Below are 20,878 nucleotides of genomic sequence, written 5' to 3'. Positions count from 1 at the left end.
CCTCATAGTTTTTTTGATATTATTATATCTAAAATTTAAATCTTTTGCACTAATTAGTTTTCAGACACACCCTAATATGATTATAGAGTTCAAAGTTAAGTTTTAAAGTTATTCATTTATCAAATGAGAAAACTCAAATTAATATTTTATCAATAACTAACAGATTATTTTAGTTAAGAGTTAATAGTTAACAGTTATGGTTATTACTACTCACTTCGTTCCTAGTAATTCTCACCGTATCTTTTTATAAACTTGCAAAGCAAATTATATTGATAGATTTTTTTAAATCATTTTCAGAAAGTGGTTGCCACTTTCATCCTAAATTCTTAATTCATAATTCTTAACTAACTATATTTGTACTTATTTTCTCAACTGATAACAAAAATTTGATGTATAAATTTAAGTTATAGATTGCATACCTATATAGGGTTGAAAGTTGACTCTTTAAATTTATTCATTCCAAAACTTGGATACCCCTTTTAAACTATATAATAAAAAATTTCATCTAATAATTATATTAAGTTAGTTTGAAATTTAAAATTCTATTTTAAATCTAATGATTTTGCCCATTTTTTTGCTTTATTAATAGCTTCACATGTATCTTTTTTTAAAGGTTCTAAAAATTCTACATATCCTTTAAATTTGTTGTTTGGCAATTGTTTTTCTAAATCCTTATAACATCTTGATATACCACCACCACCATGACATACAAACACTGCTATATTTTTATTTTCTATTTCATTAGTTTCTATAAAAGTCTTTATTGGTGGTGCGAAAGTTCCTACCCAAATAGGCGTTCCAATAAGTATATTATCATATTTATCAAGGTCTACATCCAATGGTAGAATCTCTGGTTTTTCTTTAAACAAAACACTTTTGCCACCCCACAAGAATTTTTTAAATCCTGAAGTAGGATATTGTTTTTTAGATTTTAACTCTAGTAATTCACAATCAAGTTCATCACTAATAGCCTTAGCTATTGTTTTTGTATTATTTTCTAATGAAAAAAACACTACTAAACTTTTCATTAATACACACCTTCTCTTCCTAGTATATAATACTAAATTATAGGCTAATACTTGGAGTTTAAACACTATACTTTTCTATTTTATTTAAAATGTTTTAAAACCCATTTTGTAATAATTTCTACTAATTTGTCATAATGATTAATAAAACTATGATTTTCTCCATGGATAACTACAATATCACTATTTTTTAAGTAATTCATTGCATTTTTAGACCTTTTACACAATTGAACTTCTTCATCATCATTATCCCCATGAATTATAATAACTGGACAAGTTATATTTCTTTGCCTGAAACTATATTTTGAAATTCTACATTATTAAAAATATCTTTATTTAAATCATATTCAATATGATTAATTAATATTTTACCATTTTCAAAAATAACTAATTCATTAATTTTATCTTTGTCAATTTTAAAACTTATATGATATTTTTTTATATCTCCATCAACGCCTTTCCAAAAGCTTCTATTTACCTTCTGTTTGCACAAATAATCATAAAACTTAGTTACCTCTAATGTATTAGTTATTTTATAATCTTTCTTTTTAAATCCTTGTGAATATACTATTTTTACCTCGTTAAATTTAGAAATATATTTTTCAAGTTTAACATCATGATTATATTTATATACTATTGATAGAAAATATATAGTAAATAAAATTATACCATTAAATATTTTTTTATTTCTATTCATTATTATAATCTCCTTTAAAACAGTTCCATTACTTATATTCTATAGCATTATTTGAAAACCTTTTATCTAAATGTATAAACAAAAATCTTTATAATAATGCATATTCTGGCATATATTTCTATATAGGTATATACTATAGATATACCTATTACTAATTTTTAAAATAAAGTTTAGTATGGTAAATGATAAAAGGTAGGTCTTTATTGTGGTTAATAATACAAATAATATTACTCTTGCAAAAATTAATAATACTTTTGCAAATGAACTTGTTAAAATATTAAATACAGATAATAAATTACAGGATTCTTTAGGTGCAAAAAAAAGCAATATATCTCATAATGAATTTATTATCTATAACAATCACTGGTCCAAAGTTAATAATGCAGAGATATTCGCTATTTTATATAAAGAAATTGCCATTGGAACAATCTCTTTAAGTCATCAAAATATAAAACTTAAAAAAGCTGAAATTGGTTATTGGATTAGCAGTAAATATTGGAAGAAAGGATATACAAGTGAAGCTTTCTCTCAAATTTTGAATTATGCAAAATCAAAAGGAATAAAACACTTATCTTCTAAAATAAAAAAAGATAATATACCATCTAGAAAAATTTGGATAAATAAAGGTTCGAAAATAGAATTAATAGATGATTACTTTTTTGTTTCCATGATGCTCTAATTTATACGTACTTTCATTTAATACTTATTTTTATCCTTTTTATTTAACATTAAATTATTACATATAAAATATATTTAACATATGTTATAGGGAAACAATCTCCAATTTAAATTTATTCAATAACTTTAAATTATTTATATACGAGATACAGTGTTGAATTCCAAGTGATTCAGAGCATGTCTCACTATTTTAGTTATCCAAGTTTTGGAATGGACAATTTTTAAAGTCAACTTGGAATCCTATATAAAGTTCATTCATCAAATCTTTGTTATCAGTTGATAAAAATAAGTAGCACTATAGTTAACTAAAATAAGCTGTTAACTATCTATAAAATATTATACAAATTTAAAAGCTATATAAAAACAGTATCCTTGTTTTTATATAGCTTTTATTTTTATTTATTCTTTTAAAATATACTTTTAGCTCTATCTAATATTCCGTTTAAATAGGCTATTAAAACCCCATAATTAGTTATCGGTATATTTTTTTCCTTACATAATCTAACTCTATTTAACACTGTTTTTCTATTAATCATACATGCACCACAATGTATAATTAAATCATATTTTTCTATATCCTCTGGAAAATCATGACCTACTCTATACTCATAAGTTAAGTTAAACCCAACATGTTTATTAAGAAGTTTAGGAATTTTTACTCTTCCTATATCCTCATGAGAAACATTGTGTGAACAACTTTCACAAATAAGTATTTTAGAATTCTCATTTAAATCTTCAACTTTATTTGCCCCATATAAAAACTCTTTTAAATCACCCTTTTGTCTTGCAAAAAGCATTGAAAAGCTAGTTAAATTAATATTCTTTGGAACAATTTTATCAACTTTTTTAAAAGCTTGAGAATCAGTAATCACTAAGTCAACATCCTTAACATCTTCAAGAGCCGATTCAAGCTCTGTATCTCTTACAACATAACTTTTTATGCCATTATCTAAACAATCTCTTATACACTGAACTTGAGGTAATATAAGTCTTCCTTTTGGTGCTTCACTATCAATTGGTACTACAAGAATAACCTTACTATTATAAGGAAGTAAATCCCCAATTATAGGCAAATCTTCTTCAGTTTCTCCTACTTTTTTTATTAAAACATCAATTAAATTATTGTAGCCTTCTTTAGTTTCACTTGATATAAATACAGCTTCTTTAAACTTATCTTTTAATAAAAATAAATTTTCTTCACTTATAATATCTATTTTATTAAACACTAATATGTGTGGTATATTAAATCTTTTAAACTCACTTTTCATTTTGTCATAATAGGTTAGATCTATATCATTTATATCCATAACATATATAGCGATATCTGTTCTTTTTAATATTTCTAAAGTTTTATTTACTCTTAATTTTCCAAGTTCACTTATATCATCAATACCTGCAGTATCAATAAAAACTACAGGTCCTACAGGAATTAACTCCATAGGTTTTAATACAGGGTCTGTGGTTGTTCCTTTTGTTTCTGATACTAAAGCAACCTTTGAGTTGAAAAATCTATTCATTAATGAGGATTTACCTGCATTAGCTTTTCCATATATAGCTATATGTTTTCTATTACTATTTGGTGTAGTATTCATATAAACCTCTCTTTAGATATAAAGATCTCTTTTTCCTTCTTTTAATTTTTTAATATTTTCTTTGACAAGTTCTCTTATATCTTCTCTTTTTATATATTTTAAGTTATCTATTATAGTTTTTTCTGCTTTTTCAATAAACTTATCATCACCATAATCTAATGCATATTCCATTAATGTAGTCATGGCATTAGGCTCACATACATTTTGAATTTGTCCTGATTTGGCAAGAGTCATAAACCTTTCCCCAGTTCTTCCCTTTCTATAACAAGCAGTACAATAGCTTGGAATATAACCGTCATCTAATAATTCATTTAAAACTTCTATAGGACTTCTATTATCTGAAACAGTAAACTGATCTACATTGTTACCTTCCTCTTGCTCTTTGTATCCACCAACACCAGTTATAGAGCCTGCACTAACTTGTGATACCCCATATTTTAAAAGTTCTTTTCTCATACTAGCACTTTCTCTAGTAGAAAGAATTATTCCTGTAAAAGGTACAGCTATTCTTATTATAGTAACTATTTTTTTGAAGGTTTCATCATCTACTAAATTAGGAAAGTTTTCTAAAGTCATACCTTCAGCTTTTTTAAGTCTTGGAACAGAAATTGTATGGAACCCTACATTGAATTTTTCTTCCAAATGTTCATTATGAATCATAAGTGATAATACTTCAAATTTATAATCAGCAAGTCCAAATAATACCCCAGCACCAACATCTTCTATTCCTGATTCCATAGCTCTATCAAAAGCTGTTAAGTGATACATATAATCAGATTTTAATGAGTTTGGATGCATTGCCTCATAACTTGGCTTATGATAAGTTTCTTGGAATAATATATATGTTCCTATATTGGCATCTTTTAATTTTTTATAATTTTCTACAGTAGTTGCTGCTATATTTACATTAACTCTTCTTATCTCTCCATTACTATTTTGAGTTTTATATATTGTATCTAAACATTCAAGCACATACTCAATTGGTGCATTCACTGGATCTTCTCCAAGTTCTAATGCCAATCTTTTATGACCCATTTTTTCTAAAATTCTAACTTCCTCAGCAACTTCTGCTTGAGTTAACTTTCTTCTATTAAATTTATTACATCTTTTATATCCACAATAAACACAGTTGTTTACGCAATAATCACTAACATAAAGAGGTGCAAAAAGAACTACTCTTTTTCCATAAATAGATTGTTTTATATCTCCTGCAATTTTATACATTTCCATTAATTGATTTTCATCTTCAATTTGAAGTAATATTGCTATATCTTCATGACTTAATCCTTTACGTTCTTTAGCTTTATCTAAAACCCTTTGTATATCTTCCTTTGATGCACTTTTAGCCTTTTCTAAAATACTTTCTATATAATCATGTTTTATAAACATAAAAATCCTCCATTATCAATAAACTTATTATTTTTAACTTTATTTCTTGTTATTAAAATTATAATTAGCAATTTAGTACAGTTATATTATAATACCTTACTATCGCCTCTTGATATTTCCACTTTAAATCCAATAGAATTTATTCTATCCTCTATCTCTTTTTTACATTCTGCAGCTTCATCACCACTTGATACTTTACCATTATAAAGTGCATATTTTTCTCGCACCTTATTAGGTGATAAATTTGGCATAACTACATTAGCTCCTGCTTTTATACCTTTTTCTCTACCATTTGAATCTATTGTTCCTAACGCTGTAGTTGCTGGTAATAAGACTTTTGGAACTAACAGCCTTGTCAATGCTAACATTATTATTGTTTTTTTAGTGGTTCCACTTTTTTCATCTTTAAATATGGTGTCTTTATGAGGAATAAATGGCCCTATTCCACACATATGTGGTGTAAGTTTTTTTATAAATAATAAATCTTTAACTAAATCTTCATTAGTTTGACCTGGTATTCCTACCATAAATCCAGCACCAATTTGGTATCCAAGTTCTTTTAAATTCAACAAACATTGTACTCTATTTTCAAAACTACTATTAGGATGAAGACTTTCATAAAGATTTTTATTAGCAGTTTCATGTCTTAACAAATATCTATCTACACCTGCTTTTTTTATATCTTTATATGATTTATAACTTCTTTCTCCAATAGATAAAGTTACAGCACAATCTGGACACTTCTTTTTTATACTCTGAACAATATCTATTATTTTCTCATCAGTAAAATATGAATCTTCTCCACCTTGTAATACAAATGTTTTATATCCTAATTTATCTCCTTTTTCTACACACTCTAAAATCTCATCTTTAGTTAACCTATATCTCTGAGCATTTTTATTACATGCCCTTATTCCACAATATATACAGTTTCTACTACAGTAATTAGTAAATTCTATAAGTCCTCTTATGTACACACTGTTATTATAATTGTGTATAGCTGTTTTATGAGCTAGTTCTGTAAGATAGTTAATCCCTTCTTCATCTAAATTGTTTAGTAAATATAAAAGTTCCTCTTCATTTAAATTATTAGTACTATATAGTTTGTCTAAAAGTTTTTTTATAGCCATGTTTCCTCCATAAAATTTAATTAGGCATGTGAAAAGAAATAATAGACCAAAGATTTGAAGCATATTTGATTATGCATTATATCTCAACTTTAGAAATTGACGTCTTAACGGTAACTCCTTCTATATTTCCAAGCTTACCAGTAAGACTATTTATCTCATTCAACTCACCTGTAACAACTATAGATATAACTGAAATTCCCTCTTCAAAAGGTATACCCATCCTACCTTTTATACTTCCTCTAAATTTTGTGATAACTTCATTAAACTCATTTTGACAACTAATTGGCTCTTCAAGTATTGCACTTATAACAGCTATTTTTTTCATATATAATTCCTCCATAAATTTAAGACATAATCAAATAAATAATAAGTCAGCATTCTTACTTATTTATTACGAATACTTCATGGATAAAATCCAGATATAGCCACACTATAATCTAGTTCCATCTTCTTATCTTGTAACAAATATGTTTCGAATTTTTTATTTATATTTTTTTAATATGCCTAATATATTTAAAACAAAACTCAAAAAGACTAGTCTTCTAAAAGAAAACTAGTCATATAAATATACACCTTATATACACCCCATATAATATTATTTTAAATCTATTATATTATAATGGAGCTACAAATAAATTGCTCAATTTTTATATAGTTTCAAATTAAAAACTATATATTTTTAAGCAATATGTATTCTTATAAAACCATTAACAAATGATTTTATACATTCTATATTTATATCATTACTTCTCTTTCAGATTAGATTTTCTCTTTTCTGTCAGACATCATTTTATAAAGTATAAAAAATTGAAACTCTACTTATTATATTAGAATTTTATAATACAGTTAAATACATTTAAACAAAAAAATAAAGAATTCTCTCTATTTAAATGAATAATAAATACAACTATATAATACTGCTATTTAGAAAGATTTGTCAATACAAATTAGGTCATAATCAACTCTTTTGCTTATTCTTTCTTTTTATATGCCTTATTCCACTTGTTTTAAAAGTCTACGAACTACATCATTTACTTTCACCTCTGGAAGTTCATAGTCTGCTATAACTAATACTAATTTAATATCATTACTTGATGGGTCCCATTTATAAGCTTTTATATCTAAAACTGAATCCTCACCTACTAATTCTTCTAAATCTAAAGCCAAATCTTCAGCTACTGTAAGATACTCATCAAATAATTCATCTTCACTTAATTCTTTTGGATTAAAACCTGCTTCTATTATCATCTCATTTAATATATCTATGCTAACACTTAAATTATATGCTAATATATCTTCTCTTTTTGCCCCCTTACACATGTCTTTTACAACCTTAAAATCTGTTTCACTTTCAATTTTATTTTTAAATTCTTTGCTATCTACAGCTTCATTTCCTAAAACTACGTACATATATTTCCTCCTAAAATTATATTTTAAATTTGTTTTTATCTTTTATATAAGACCTCAATTTTTAATTCATTATCTAACCTAAAATATTTATTATTTTTATTGATAATAAAGGACTTACATAATTTTAAATACAAACTTTAAATCCTGGATTCTTATTTTAAGCTAAAATAAAAATCTCTATGTATAAATTAATATTTGCACTTATATTCCTATACATCTTTATACTTTACAAATTATTGTATTAAAAGTCAATTATAAATAAAAACTTTAAATTTTACTATTATATTTATTTCACAAAATAAATTATATTTTTATAAATATATAGGAAAACACGCTCCAATTTAAATTTATTCAATAGCTTTAAAATATTTTCATACAAGATATAGTGTTGAATTCTAAATGATTTTAAGTATAGTATGTCTCACTATTTTGAGTATCTAAGTTTTGGAATATATAATTTTAAAAATAATCTTGGCATCCTATATATTATGCTGTAAATTTTTGAATTTAAGTGATAAAATTTTTATAACTTATTATGAAAGGGAGTGTTATTATGTGTACTAAAAATTATGAAAAAGCTATATTTGCTGGTGGATGTTTTTGGTGTATGGTATCACCTTTTGATATTTTAGATGGAATCATAAAAGTTACCTCTGGATATATCGGAGGCACCTTAGATAATCCAACTTATAAAGATGTAAAAAGTCAAAGTTCTGGTCATTATGAAGCTATAGAAGTTATCTTCGACCCTAAAGTAATATCTTATAAAGATCTTGTAGATGTATTTTGGCGTCAAATTGACCCAACAGATGATGAAGGACAATTTCAAGATAGGGGAAATTCATATAGAGCTGCAATATTTTATTTAACTGAAGGTCAAAAACTTATAGCTGAAGAGTCAAAAGAAAACCTTAACAATTCCAAGCGATTTGAAAAACCAGTAATAACAAGAATCTTGCCTGCTACTACGTTTTATAATGCTGAGGAATATCATCAAAATTTTTATAAAAAGAACTCTAAAGAATATAAAAAAGATCGTGAAAGATCTGGTCGTGATGAATTTATAAATAAGTATTGGGGTGACGAATATTACAATATATATGAAACCTTACCACTTAAAGATGAATAATATATAAGCTTTAACCCCCATTATAGCTTATCATTTAGTTATAATGAGGGTTTAATTATTCTATACTTTTTATACTTTCAACTATGGTTCCATTGTAAATATTTTTTAATGACATTAACGCTGCTAACAAACATATAACAATACAACTAAAGAAAACCAATATTATTGTAAATAACGGAAATTTCCATATTAAAGTAGTGTTTATAATATCTTTGCTTATAAAATGAATTATTATAGTTGTAAAAGTTCCAATTATGCATCCAGATATTGAAGATATCACTCCGTAAAATAAGCCTTCATAAATTATCATTTTCTTAACTTTTTTATTATCCAATCCTATAGAACGTAACATACTTATATCTTTTTTTCTTAAAACAACGCTCATCTTCATTACATTAACAATATTTATTACTGTAATTATCGATATAACAACCAAAAAACCATACAATATAGCTGTTTTATTTCTATTTTTAACTTTTTCTTTTTCTAATTCTTCTTTATAATCTTTTAAAACTATTTCCTTTGAATTTCTTAATTGATTTGTTAACTTTTCTTTCACAGTTTCATAAGAGCCTTTATTGCTTAAATTAACTCTAACTTCACTATATTTTTGCTCATTTAAATATGTGCTCATAGCTTCATTACTTATAAATGGAGCAACCCTATCTAAACTTACATCAACCTTACTCCCATCAATTATTCCTACAACTTTAAACTGTACTGTATCACTTCCTAAAAAATCTCCATCTTCATTAAATTTATCGATTTTAAATTTAACAAAATTATCAGCCTGAATATTAGTATACCCATTTTGCAAAACTATGGCATAAGGTTTATCTTTAATTCCTTTAATATCTTCAGTTTTGAAAATTGTATATTCTTCTAATACCTTTAATTCTTTTTCATCACATCCATATACATTAATAGGAAAATTATATATACCCTTTTGTAAATTTTCTCTAGAATTACTATCACCCTTTACTACAGACTCTAAAAATTTATATCCTTTTGATGTTATTGTATCCGGTGGAATTTCCATGCCACTACTTTTAATTTTACTTTTTTTATCTATATATAAATTCCCCATGTTTTCTATATCTTTTATAGTTTTTTCTGTTATACCATCTTTTCCATTAGTACTATAGGAATTTAAAATAAAATCACTATTAAAAGATTTTTTAAAATCGTTTATAGGATTTATTGTTCCTATTAAATAATTTACTGTAAATAACAAAACTATTATTATATTAAAAGAAATAACAGTTGTTATAAACCTTCTTTTATTTCTAACTAAATTTAAATATGCCATATTACCTTCAAAATTTAGTTTTCTTCTTATGCTTTTTTTAGGATTTAAACCTTCTTTTAACATATGACCTTTTAACTCTAAATTGTTATTAGATACTATTGCTTCTATTGGAGATATTTTTGATGCTTTTTTTGCTGGAAAATAACATCCAATTATTATAGCTAAAATTCCTATTAAAAAGGATTGAATAATACCATTTAAAGGTGCATTAAATAAGTTTAATAAATTATTGCTACTATTCCTTAATCCTATTACTACTATATTTATAAAGAAAGTTCCTATTAATATTCCTATAGGTATAAATACTATCCCCACCATAATACCTTCTAAAACAACTATAATTTTTATCTTATTTGATGATGCACCTAATGCTCTATATATTCCAAATTCCTTTATCCGCTCTGTAACCATTATATTAAATATGTTATAAATTACTATTCCTGCAACTATGGCTATAACTATAAATAAAATTTGAAAAGTAACTGTAACAAGCCTAATTGTACCACCTAAAAAATATTTACCCATATTATTTCTTACATTAATATTTCTATATTCATCTATCATTCCTATAGCAATAAATAAATCATCTAATGAATATCGATTAGAGTTTGTAGCATATGCTAGTGTTTGTACATTAATTTCACCTAAAATTTTTCTAGCAAATTCATTAGTAATACATGCCACTCCTTTATTTTTAGCTATTAACTCATCTCTTGTAAAACTTACTTTTCCAACTAATATAAACTCCCTTTCATCTTTAAATATATTCATTCCATTTTTAGACATATACGTTGAAGAATACTCTAATTTAATTTTATCTCCTATTTTATAACTTATAGGAAATTGTTCTAATACCCAATCTTGTATTGCTATCTCACTATCATTCTTAGGATATCTTCCTTCTATTAAATTAAAATTTAATAATTCCTCTAAATTATCATCATATCCACTTATTTGTAACTCAGTTTTAGAGTTAGGCATTTTATAAACTCCAACATCATTTACTAATGTAACCTTGCCAAAAAGAGGATCATTTTTAAATTTGCTTATATCTTTATAATCATTAGATGCTCCTTGAATATCATATACTCCACCTGAAAAATTTATCACTTCATTATTTAATTCTTTTATAGTTAAATCTTTTATAATACTTAAAGCCATAACCAATGAAACAGCTAATATTATAGAAACTCCTATAATAAAATTTCGTTTTTTATTTTTCAATATGTTTTTAGGAATTATGGAAAAAAAACTATTCATTTACTAACTCATCTCCTTTTAACACATAGTGAAATTAAAGTTATACTTAATTTTTATAACTTTTGTATAACTTTAACATCAAATTATATTTATAGGGAAACAAGCTCCAACTTAAATTTATTCAATAACCTTAAAATATTTTCATACAAGATGCAGTGTTAAATTCTAAGTGATTCTGAGCATGTCTCACTATTTTAGGTATCCAAGTTTTGTAATGGATAATTTTAAAAGTCAACTTGGAACCCTATAGTTAAAAGTTAAAATAAACAGATAAGACTTTTAAATTATTTTCAAAAGCCTTATCTGTAAAAAACAAATTAATTACTCTATACTTCTTAATGAATCTATAATACTATCTTTAAACACTTTTCTTAATGGTAATAATGCTGATATTGCACATACTGTTATAGATATAATTAAGGAAAGTACTATTGAGACTATTGGAATATGAAATGCTATAATTTGATTTTCACTTTTCTTTACTATATCAAATAATATATACACTAGTATTGTACCTAAAATTGACCCTGAGAGTCCTGAAACTATGCCATAAAACAATCCTTCTTTTAATATCATTTCTTTTACTCCTTTGTTGCCTATTCCTATAGCTCTTAGCATACCTATATCTTTTTTTCGTAAAATAACACTCATATTCATAACATTTATAATGTTTATTATTACAACTATAAAAACAATAGCTATAAAGCTATATAATATCGTCAACTGGTCTTTGCTATCTTTTTTCAGTTTTTCTAGCTCACTTTTATAATCTAGAAGAGTTATTTCCTTTGAATTTTTTATTTCTTTATTGATTAATGTTTTTACATTACCATACTGGTTTTCATCACTCAAGCTTACTTTTAACTCTCTATAGTTTTTTATATTTAAATACCTTTCCATAGCCTCATTAGACATTATAGCTGTTATACTTCTTTGACCTAAATTTACTTTACTTTTATCTAAAACTGCTATAACTTTAAATTCCACAGTATCCTCATCTTTAAACTCTCCATTCTCATCATATAAAGGAATTTTAAACTTTACAAAATCATCTTCACTTACTTTACTATATTTGTCTTGTATTAAAATTACATATGGATTTTCTCTCATTTTTTCATAATCAATCTCTCCAAGTCTAACAAACTCCTTAAGCTTTTCTATTTCATCTTTTTCATATCCATATGAATCAGAATAAAATCTATAAATTCCTTTATTTAAATTATCTAATAATAACTTATTACCTCCACAGGAAGCCTTTAAGTATTCACATCCTGCACTAGTTACATTATCCTTAGGTACTTCTAATCCATTACTTATATATTTCTCTTTACCTTTTATATTAACAGAAGGCATTTTAGCTATATTTTCAATGTTCTCTTTGCTTATTCCTTGATTACCTTCTATTGAAGAAGATTGAATTATGAAATCTCCACCAAATTTATTTTTAAAATCTTTAATAGGGTCCATTGTTCCTATTAAGAAATTCACTCCAAAAAACATTATTATTGTTATATTAAAAGATATAACTGTTGTTATAAAACGTTTTTTATTTCTAATTAAATTTAAATAGGCCATATTAGATATGAATGAGAAATTCTTTCTAAATTTTTCTTCTGGTTCCAATCCTGGTTTTAACATATGACCTTTTAACTCTAAATTATTATTTGAAAAAATAGCTTCCATAGGTGTTATTTTTGAAGCTCTTTTAGCTGGGAAATATGAACCACCTATTATAGAGAAAAATCCTACTATACAAGACCATTTTAATCCATCTTTAGGTATATAAAAATTTGATATATTTGCATTATTTATAAGTAATGTTATAAAAGCTCCTCCAATTAATATTCCTATAGGTATAAATATTACCCCTAAAGCAATACCTTCTAAAATAACTAAAATTTTAATTTTTTCTGGTGATATACCTAATGCCCTAAATATACCAAAATCTTTGGTTCGTTCTGTAACCATTATATTAAAGATATTATAAATAACAATTGCCGCTACTACTCCTACAACCCAAAATATCATTTTAAATGTTCCATTTAAAACTTTTATTCCATCTAACATAAATTCTTTAATATCATTTGGCCTTATAAACATTTGCTCATAATCCTTAGTAAGTTTTAATATAATATCAACATCTTTTAAAGAATATTTATCTTTTTTTATTCCATATGCACTATATTCTACTGGAATATCTTTAACTATTTTTTTAGCATAATCATTAGTTATATATGCCTTACCTTCATTTTTAAGTAAATAATCTTCTCTTGTATACTTTATAACACCCACTAAGGTAAACTCATTTTCACCAGTTAATTTTTTGTTATTTTCATAACTTAAACTTATCTTATCACCTAATTTATAGTTTGGAACTATTTCATCTAAAATCCAAGATTCAATTGCTATTTCATTTTCTTTTTCTGGGTATTTACCTTTTAAAAGTTTAAAGTTTAAAATATATTTTGCATTTTCATCATAACCATCTATTGATATTTCTGTTTTAGAATTTTTAACTTTATGAATACCAACATTAGTAACTATTGTTGCTTTTTTAAAAATTTCATCTTCTTTGAATTTACTCATACCTTTATATCCATTTTGATATGCCATAACATCATAAATTCCACCGGAAGCATCTATATATCCCTGTTCTGCATTTTTAATTATAGAGCTTTCAATTATGCTCAAAGATGTAATAAGAGCTGCTGCTAGCATAATTGATACTCCTATTAGAAAATTTCTTTTTTTATTTTTCAATATATTACGTGGAATAAGTCCCCAAAAACTTTTCATTAATGAGTCCTCCTATCTCCACTTATCTCGCCATCAGATATAGTTATTATTCTATCTGCTCTTTCTGCTATTTTAGGATCGTGGGTTATCATAACTAAAGTTTGATTATATTTCTTAATTGACATTGTAAGTAGGTCCATTACTTCTTTACTATTTTTACTATCTAAGTTTCCAGTAGGTTCATCTGCAAATATTATTGAAGGTTTTGTAATTAATGCTCGTGCTATTGATGCTCTTTGTTGTTGCCCTCCTGATACTTCTCCAGGAAGGTGTCTTTTTCTATCAGTAAGTCCTAAAGTTTCTATTATTTCCTTAAAATAATCTTCATCAACTTTTCTTCCATCCATTAAAATTGGTAATTTAATATTTTCTTCTATAGAAAGTATAGGAATAAGATTAAAAAACTGAAATATGAATCCTATATTAGTTCTTCTAAACTTAGAAAGCTCTTTTTCACTCATAGAATATATTTCTTTTCCATTAATATACACCTTACCACTTGATGGTTTATCAAGTCCTGCTAAAAGATGTAGTAGTGTACTTTTTCCTGAACCACTTGGACCTATAATGGCAGTAAATTCACCTTCATTTATACTAAGATCCGTAGGTTTTAAAGCTTTAACTTCCGTTTCTTTAAATCCATAACTTTTAGTTAAATATTCAGTTCTTAAAAGTTCCAAAAACTCATCCCCTTTTAAAATATATATAATATTTTTAATAAATCTATTCTATATCTCTTATAGATTGTATAATGCTATCTTTAAACAAAGTTCTTAATGGTAATAATGATGCTAATAAACATATTATCAATGATACAACTATTGCAACCATGATAGATATAATTGGTATATTCCATGATACTGTTGCATTTATATGTTTTTTTATTATACTATACATAAAAAATGAAACTATAGTTCCTAATATAGAACCTGATACCCCTGAAAAAATACCATAAAAAAATCCTTCTTTTAATATCATTTCTTTTACACCTTTATTACTTATTCCTATAGCTCTTAGCATACTTATATCTTTTTTTCTTAAAATCACGCTCATATTCATTACATTTACAATGTTTATTACTACAACTATACAAACAGTTATTATAAAACTATATAGTATAAATACTCTAGCCTTGCTATCTTTTTTTATCTTTTCTAATTCAGATTTATAATCTAACAATGATAGTTCCTTTTTATTTTTTATTTTTTCATTTAATTGTGATTTTATATCTTCATATTTATCTTTATAATCTATATTTATTTTTATATTATTATAATTTGATAAATTCAAATATTTCGTCATTGCTTTATTAGATATTATAGGCATTATTGAACGTTCACCTATTTTTACCTTATTTTCATCTAACAATGCTACAACTACAAAATCAATAATTTTATTTCCCTTAATGTTACCGTCATTATCGTATGTTGGAGCCATGATTTCTACAAGGTCTCCTACTTTAACTTTACTATATTGATTTTGGATTAATATTGCATATGGTTTTTCTTGCATATCATCTAAATTAATTTCTCCATCTATAACAAACTCCTTGAACCTTTCTATTTCATTTTTATCATATCCATGGATATCACTAATAAATTTATATATTCCATTATTTAAATTATCAAGTTCAGATTTATTTGATTTAGATTCAGCTTTTAAATAATTATATCCTGATTTAGTTAAAGCTCTTTTAGGAATCTGTACATTACAACTTAATACCTTGTCTTTTGAAACTACATTTACTGATGATAAATTTGATATATCATCTATAAAAGTTTCACTTATTCTTTTATCTGTAGACGTTGTTATAATAAAATCTGACGAAAAATCTTTTTTGAAAGATTTGACAGGATTTATAGTAGTTATTATATAATTGACTGCAAAGAACATTATTATTGTTATATTAAAAGATATGACTGTTGTTATAAAACGTTTTTTATTTCTAATTAAATTTAAATAGGCCATATTAGATATAAATGAAAAATTTTTTCTAAATTTTTCTTCTGGTTCCAATCCTGGTTTTAACATATGACCTTTCAACTCTAAATTATTATTTGAAAAAATAGCTTCCATAGGTGTTATTTTTGAAGCTTTTTTAGCAGGGAAATACGAACCACCTATTATAGATAAGAATCCCACTATGCAAGACCATTTTAATCCATCTCTAGGTATATAAAAATTAGATAAATTAACATTATTTATAAGTAATGTAATAAAAGCTCCTCCAATTAATATACCTATAGGTATAAATATCACCCCTAAAGCAATACCTTCTAAAATAACTAAAACCTTAATTTTTCCTGGTGATGTACCTAAAGCCCTAAATATACCAAAATCTTTAGTTCTTTCTGTAACCATTATGTTAAAGATATTATAAATAACAATTGCTGCTACTACTCCCACAATCCAAAATATCATTTTAAATGTTCCATTTAAAACCTTTATTCCATCTAAGGCAAATTCTTTAAAATAATTATGGTATATAGACATTTGTTCATAATCCTTAGTAACGCCTAATATAATATCAATATCTTCTAAAGAATATTTATCTTTTTTTATTCCATATGCACTATATTTTACGGGAAAATACTTAACTATTTTTTTAGCATAATCATCAGTTATATATGCCTTACCTCTATTTTTTAATGAATCTTCTTCTCTTGTGTACTTTATAACACCTACTAAGGTAAACTCATTTTCACCGGTTAATTTCTTGTTTTGTGAACTATTATTTTCATAACTTAAATTTATCTTGTCACCTAATTTATAGTTTGGAAGAATTTCATCTAAAATCCAAGATTCAATTGCTATTTCATTTTCTTTTTCTGGATATTTACCTTTTAAAAGTTTAAAGTTTAAAATATACTTTGCATTTTCATCATAACCATCTATTGATATTTCTGTTTTGGAATGTTTAACTTTATGAATACCAACATTAGTAACCATCGTTGCTTTTTTAAAAATTTCATCTTCTTTGAATTTACTTATATCTTTACATCCATTTTCATATGCCAGAACATCATAAATTCCGCCAGAAGCATCTATATATCCCTGTTTTGCATTTTTAATTATAGAGCTTTCAATTATGCTTAAAGAGGTAATAAGGGCTGCTGCTAGCATAATTGATACTCCTATTAAAAAATTTCTTTTCTTATTTTTTAATATATTACGTGGAATAAGCCCCCAAAAACTTTTCATTAATGAGTCCTCCTATCTCCACTTATCTCGCCATCAGATATAGTTATTATTCTATCTGCTCTTTCTGCTATTTTAGGATCATGTGTTATCATAACTAAAGTTTGATTATATTTTTTAATTGACATTGTAAGTAGGTCCATTACTTCTTCACTATTTTTACTATCTAAATTTCCAGTAGGTTCATCGGCAAATATTATTGAAGGTTTTGTAATTAACGCTCGTGCTATTGATGCTCTTTGCTGTTGTCCTCCTGATACTTCTCCAGGAAGGTGTCTTTTTCTATCGGTAAGTCCTAAAGTTTCTATTATTTCATTAAAATAATCTTCATCAACTTTTCTTCCATCCATTAAAATTGGTAATTTAATATTTTCTTCTATAGAAAGTATAGGAATAAGATTAAAAAACTGAAATATAAATCCTATATTAGTTCTTCTAAACTTAGAAAGCTCCTTTTCACTCATAGAATATATTTCTTTTCCATTAATATACACTTTACCACTTGATGGTTTATCAAGACCTGCTAAAAGATGTAGTAGTGTACTTTTTCCTGAACCACTTGGACCGATAATGGCAGTAAATTCACCTTCATTTATACTAAAATCTGTAGGTTTTAAAGCTTTAACTTCCGTTTCTTTAAATCCATAACTTTTAGTTAAATATTCAGTTCTTAAAAGTTCCAAAACTTTTCCTCCTTTCATCTCGCTTTAGAATATATAATATATATTATAGTTCATTTGGTAAATATATACTATATTAATATATATAATTTTCATAATATTCTGTTTTTATTTTAGCATTTTGTAAAAATTTAAATGTAATAAATAACTCTTAACCTATAATTTTATATAGAAAAAGCCTGTGTTTAAAAATTTAAATTTTATTTTAAACACAGGCTTTTCATTATTATTTTTAATTTTTCTAAGTTAAACAATTCATTTAACTAAATAAACTGTTTTAACCACTCTTTAGTGTCTTCGTCTGCAAATGTTGCTTCCACTGTTTTTAAATATATATTCTTATAATCATCATTATTTATTTTAAATTTCTCAAAGGCAATATTACATTCATTTGTCATATCTATATTAGAAACTGTTCTATTGTCTGTATTTATTGTAACGTTGATTCCATCTTTGTAAAAATCATAAAACGGATGGCTATCAAAAGATTTTACAGCCTTAGTTTGAACGTTACTTGTTGGGCATGTTTCAAGAGTTATCCCTTTTTCTTTTACTATTTTATAAGCTTCATCACAGTTAGTTATAAATATTCCATGACCTATTCTTTCTGCACCTAAAAGTTTTACTGCATCTAAAACATTTATACCAAATCCTGTTTCACCAGCGTGAATAGTTACTCTATATCCATATTCTCTAGCAAGTCTTATGGCTTTTACAAAATCATGTACAAATCCCTTTTCTTCTGGTCCACATAAATCTATGGCAACAACATAATTTCCTAAGAATTTTTTTCCTTCTTCAATAACTTTTATAGCTGCATCCTCGCCCATATTTCTCATACAACTTAATATTAAATTTCCTTTTATCTCATACTTTTCTTCCCCAAGTTTTATACCATCAATTACACTTTGTATAATCTCATCTACTGATAACCCTTTTAATGTGTGAAGTAATGGTGCAAATCTTATTTCTATATATTTAACATTTTCCTTTGCTGCATCCTCTAATAATTCAAAGGTTATTCTTTTTAAACTTTCTTTTGACTGCATTATATCATTTGGTATTTTAAATCTTTCTAAATATTCATTTAAAGACTCACAATCAAATGGTGCTATAAGTGCCTTTTTTATATCATCTATATCATATGAAAATAGTTTAACATCTTCCTTTTTAGCTAAATCTAGTATTGTTTCTGGTCTAACACTTCCATCTAAATGACAATGTAAATCTATTTTTGGCAAACAATTTTTCATTAATAAATTCCCCCTATTATATAAAATATTTTATGTAGCATAACAAAAAAATTCCTGATTACGAAGAAGATAATGTTACACTCTCTTCTTCGTAATCAGGAATTTACGGTACCTGGTAGAGACCCCCAAACCATATTATTGGAGTTATACGAAGTTACTACTTTTTAGTGATTATAAATGGTTTAAAGAAAAGTGTCAATAGATTTTTATTAAAATTTTACATTTTAAATATATTTATATAGAGTTCCCAAATTAAATCTTAAACTTATTCATTTATCAAATGAGAAAACTTAAATTAATATTTTTTCAATAACTAACAGATTATTTTAGTTAAGAGTTAATAGTGAATAGTGAACAGTTGAGGTTATTCTACTCACTTTGTTCCTAGTAATTCTCAACGTATTTTTAAATTTAAGTTATAGATTGCATCCCTATATTATTCACAATTAAACATATTTACATGCATATTAAATACATTTCTACATCTCTTTTGATGATTAGTTATTATATCTTTTAAATTCATACCATCTACAGCACCTGTTTTAAGATTTTTAAAACATTCTAAATTTTCAACATGTAATCTAATTATGGTTTCCACCATTGTATCATGTAACTCCATAGATTGGTCTAAAGTTAAATCCTTACTCAATGCCATAAACTCATTAAGCTTACTATTAAAATCATCAAACCATTTATTTAGTTCATTGGTTAAATCCATATTTTCTGAAGGATTCATAGTTTTATTACACTGAAACTTTTCAACATGAAATTGAAATGTCTTTCTGAATCTATTTACATGAGTTTCTACTATTCTTTGAAACTCCATTTTATCCGGTGATTTTTCTTTTACTTTTTTAAAGCATGGTATGTTATTTGCATGTTGCATAAACATATTTTCAAAAAAGTTTACATGAAATTTTAAAACCTCATCATTACTTAACCTTCCTGAAATTTTTGCAAGTTCAAAAAAAGCTTTTTCAAAAGTTCCCTTTACTGCTTGTTTAACTAAATCCATTTGAACCATATTTCCTGATGTTTGCCTATAAAAACTATTCCAAATCTCAAGACCATTATGTTTTTGAATAATATAATCATTAGATTTATACCTGTCATTTCCTCCAGATATATTTTCTAAATATCTTTTATCAATACAAATTTCTCTTAACATAAACAAAACTCCCTTTTCAATACTCTATATACATAATATGTTTTAAATTACATAAAGTTCTTATTTTACACAAAACCATTACTGAAATAAGTTTTTATTTATTAGTTATATTTTTTTCTTGTAAATTCATAACAAATGTATTAATATTGTTTATAAATATTTTA

Annotated in this window: 16 protein-coding genes and 1 riboswitch; of the genes, 2 read left to right on the top strand and 14 right to left on the bottom strand. The window is 25.3% G+C overall.

The genetic code is table 11. The annotated features are described in order from the left end of the window. Positions 1-542: 542 nt before the first annotated feature. Positions 543-1,028, bottom strand: coding sequence for a flavodoxin (locus AZI32_RS10025; protein ID WP_061995698.1), 486 nt, complete (start codon positions 1,026-1,028; stop codon positions 543-545). Positions 1,029-1,302: 274 nt separating this feature from the next. Continuing rightward, the gene (locus AZI32_RS10020) at positions 1,303-1,722 is read right to left on the bottom strand and encodes a hypothetical protein (protein ID WP_061995697.1); all 420 of its coding nucleotides are present in this window, start codon (positions 1,720-1,722) and stop codon (positions 1,303-1,305) included. Positions 1,723-1,927: 205 nt separating this feature from the next. Here AZI32_RS10020 and AZI32_RS10015 point away from each other — a divergent pair, with 205 nt between their 5' ends. After that, on the top strand, positions 1,928-2,401 hold the full coding sequence (locus AZI32_RS10015; protein WP_061995696.1) for a GNAT family N-acetyltransferase: 474 nt from the start codon (positions 1,928-1,930) through the stop codon (positions 2,399-2,401). A 406-nt stretch (positions 2,402-2,807) separates the two neighbouring features. Here the strand turns inward: AZI32_RS10015 and hydF are convergent, their stop codons facing one another. From hydF to AZI32_RS09990, 5 genes are all read right to left on the bottom strand, one after another. Next, on the bottom strand, positions 2,808-3,992 hold the full coding sequence (gene hydF, locus AZI32_RS10010) for a [FeFe] hydrogenase H-cluster maturation GTPase HydF (protein WP_061995695.1): 1,185 nt from the start codon (positions 3,990-3,992) through the stop codon (positions 2,808-2,810). Positions 3,993-4,004: 12 nt separating this feature from the next. Then, a complete protein-coding gene (gene hydG, locus AZI32_RS10005) occupies positions 4,005-5,381 on the bottom strand; it encodes a [FeFe] hydrogenase H-cluster radical SAM maturase HydG (RefSeq protein ID WP_061995694.1) in 1,377 nt (458 codons plus the stop codon). An 86-nt stretch (positions 5,382-5,467) separates the two neighbouring features. Beyond that, entirely contained in the window at positions 5,468-6,505 is a 1,038-nt protein-coding gene (gene hydE / locus AZI32_RS10000) for a [FeFe] hydrogenase H-cluster radical SAM maturase HydE (protein ID WP_061995701.1), read from the bottom strand. Between the two features lie 82 nt (positions 6,506-6,587). Continuing rightward, entirely contained in the window at positions 6,588-6,836 is a 249-nt protein-coding gene (locus AZI32_RS09995) for a TM1266 family iron-only hydrogenase system putative regulator (RefSeq protein ID WP_010297449.1), read from the bottom strand. Positions 6,837-7,504: 668 nt separating this feature from the next. Beyond that, positions 7,505-7,921, bottom strand: a complete 417-nt coding sequence (locus AZI32_RS09990; protein WP_061995693.1) for a hypothetical protein — start codon at positions 7,919-7,921, stop codon at positions 7,505-7,507. Between the two features lie 553 nt (positions 7,922-8,474). On the opposite strand from AZI32_RS09990, the gene msrA reads away from it, so the two are divergent. Continuing rightward, positions 8,475-9,050: a peptide-methionine (S)-S-oxide reductase MsrA gene (gene msrA, locus AZI32_RS09985; protein ID WP_010297455.1), complete on the top strand. Its 576-nt coding sequence runs from the start codon at positions 8,475-8,477 to the stop codon at positions 9,048-9,050. Positions 9,051-9,105: 55 nt separating this feature from the next. Here the strand turns inward: msrA and AZI32_RS09980 are convergent, their stop codons facing one another. The 7 genes from AZI32_RS09980 to AZI32_RS09950 all read right to left on the bottom strand — a co-directional run bounded on the left by AZI32_RS09980 (position 9,106) and on the right by AZI32_RS09950 (position 20,714). Then, entirely contained in the window at positions 9,106-11,619 is a 2,514-nt protein-coding gene (locus AZI32_RS09980; protein ID WP_061995692.1) for an FtsX-like permease family protein, read from the bottom strand. A 321-nt stretch (positions 11,620-11,940) separates the two neighbouring features. Then, the gene (locus AZI32_RS09975; RefSeq protein ID WP_061995691.1) at positions 11,941-14,415 is read right to left on the bottom strand and encodes an ABC transporter permease; all 2,475 of its coding nucleotides are present in this window, start codon (positions 14,413-14,415) and stop codon (positions 11,941-11,943) included. After that, entirely contained in the window at positions 14,415-15,095 is a 681-nt protein-coding gene (locus tag AZI32_RS09970) for an ABC transporter ATP-binding protein (protein ID WP_061995690.1), read from the bottom strand. Before AZI32_RS09970 ends, AZI32_RS09975 begins: the two co-directional genes overlap by 1 nt. Positions 15,096-15,138: 43 nt before the next feature. Beyond that, positions 15,139-17,616 carry an FtsX-like permease family protein gene (locus tag AZI32_RS09965; RefSeq protein ID WP_061995689.1) on the bottom strand — a complete coding sequence of 826 codons (2,478 nt, stop codon included), beginning with the start codon at positions 17,614-17,616 and terminating at the stop codon, positions 15,139-15,141. Then, on the bottom strand, positions 17,616-18,296 hold the full coding sequence (locus AZI32_RS09960; protein ID WP_010297479.1) for an ABC transporter ATP-binding protein: 681 nt from the start codon (positions 18,294-18,296) through the stop codon (positions 17,616-17,618). The genes AZI32_RS09965 and AZI32_RS09960 overlap by 1 nt, the downstream gene beginning before the upstream one ends. A gap of 260 nt (positions 18,297-18,556) precedes the next feature. Then, the gene (add, locus tag AZI32_RS09955; RefSeq protein WP_061995688.1) at positions 18,557-19,546 is read right to left on the bottom strand and encodes an adenosine deaminase; all 990 of its coding nucleotides are present in this window, start codon (positions 19,544-19,546) and stop codon (positions 18,557-18,559) included. A 72-nt stretch (positions 19,547-19,618) separates the two neighbouring features. After that, a riboswitch (purine riboswitch) is annotated at positions 19,619-19,718 on the bottom strand. A gap of 264 nt (positions 19,719-19,982) precedes the next feature. Then, positions 19,983-20,714, bottom strand: coding sequence for a hypothetical protein (locus AZI32_RS09950; RefSeq protein WP_010297484.1), 732 nt, complete (start codon positions 20,712-20,714; stop codon positions 19,983-19,985). Positions 20,715-20,878 lie beyond the last annotated feature (164 nt).

The organism is Clostridium sp. ATCC 25772 (genome assembly GCF_001573875.1).
In the GTDB taxonomy this organism is placed as follows: Bacteria; Bacillota; Clostridia; order Clostridiales; family Clostridiaceae; genus Clostridium_J; species Clostridium_J senegalense.
This window is presented reverse-complemented; position numbering and strand designations above follow the sequence as displayed.

What these genes read in the sequence shown, in the direction of transcription:
- hydF (WP_061995695.1), bottom strand. Translation starts at nt 3,992, where the DNA reads ATGAATACTACACCAAATAGTAATAGAAAACATATAGCTATATATGGA.
- AZI32_RS09975 (WP_061995691.1), bottom strand. Translation starts at nt 14,415, where the DNA reads ATGAAAAGTTTTTGGGGACTTATTCCACGTAATATATTGAAAAATAAA.
- AZI32_RS09990 (WP_061995693.1), bottom strand. Translation starts at nt 7,921, where the DNA reads ATGTACGTAGTTTTAGGAAATGAAGCTGTAGATAGCAAAGAATTTAAA.
- add (WP_061995688.1), bottom strand. Translation starts at nt 19,546, where the DNA reads ATGAAAAATTGTTTGCCAAAAATAGATTTACATTGTCATTTAGATGGA.
- AZI32_RS10020 (WP_061995697.1), bottom strand. Translation starts at nt 1,722, where the DNA reads ATGAATAGAAATAAAAAAATATTTAATGGTATAATTTTATTTACTATA.
- AZI32_RS09980 (WP_061995692.1), bottom strand. Translation starts at nt 11,619, where the DNA reads ATGAATAGTTTTTTTTCCATAATTCCTAAAAACATATTGAAAAATAAA.
- AZI32_RS09950 (WP_010297484.1), bottom strand. Translation starts at nt 20,714, where the DNA reads ATGTTAAGAGAAATTTGTATTGATAAAAGATATTTAGAAAATATATCT.
- msrA (WP_010297455.1), top strand. Translation starts at nt 8,475, where the DNA reads ATGTGTACTAAAAATTATGAAAAAGCTATATTTGCTGGTGGATGTTTT.
- AZI32_RS10025 (WP_061995698.1), bottom strand. Translation starts at nt 1,028, where the DNA reads ATGAAAAGTTTAGTAGTGTTTTTTTCATTAGAAAATAATACAAAAACA.
- hydG (WP_061995694.1), bottom strand. Translation starts at nt 5,381, where the DNA reads ATGTTTATAAAACATGATTATATAGAAAGTATTTTAGAAAAGGCTAAA.
- AZI32_RS09995 (WP_010297449.1), bottom strand. Translation starts at nt 6,836, where the DNA reads ATGAAAAAAATAGCTGTTATAAGTGCAATACTTGAAGAGCCAATTAGT.
- AZI32_RS09965 (WP_061995689.1), bottom strand. Translation starts at nt 17,616, where the DNA reads ATGAAAAGTTTTTGGGGGCTTATTCCACGTAATATATTAAAAAATAAG.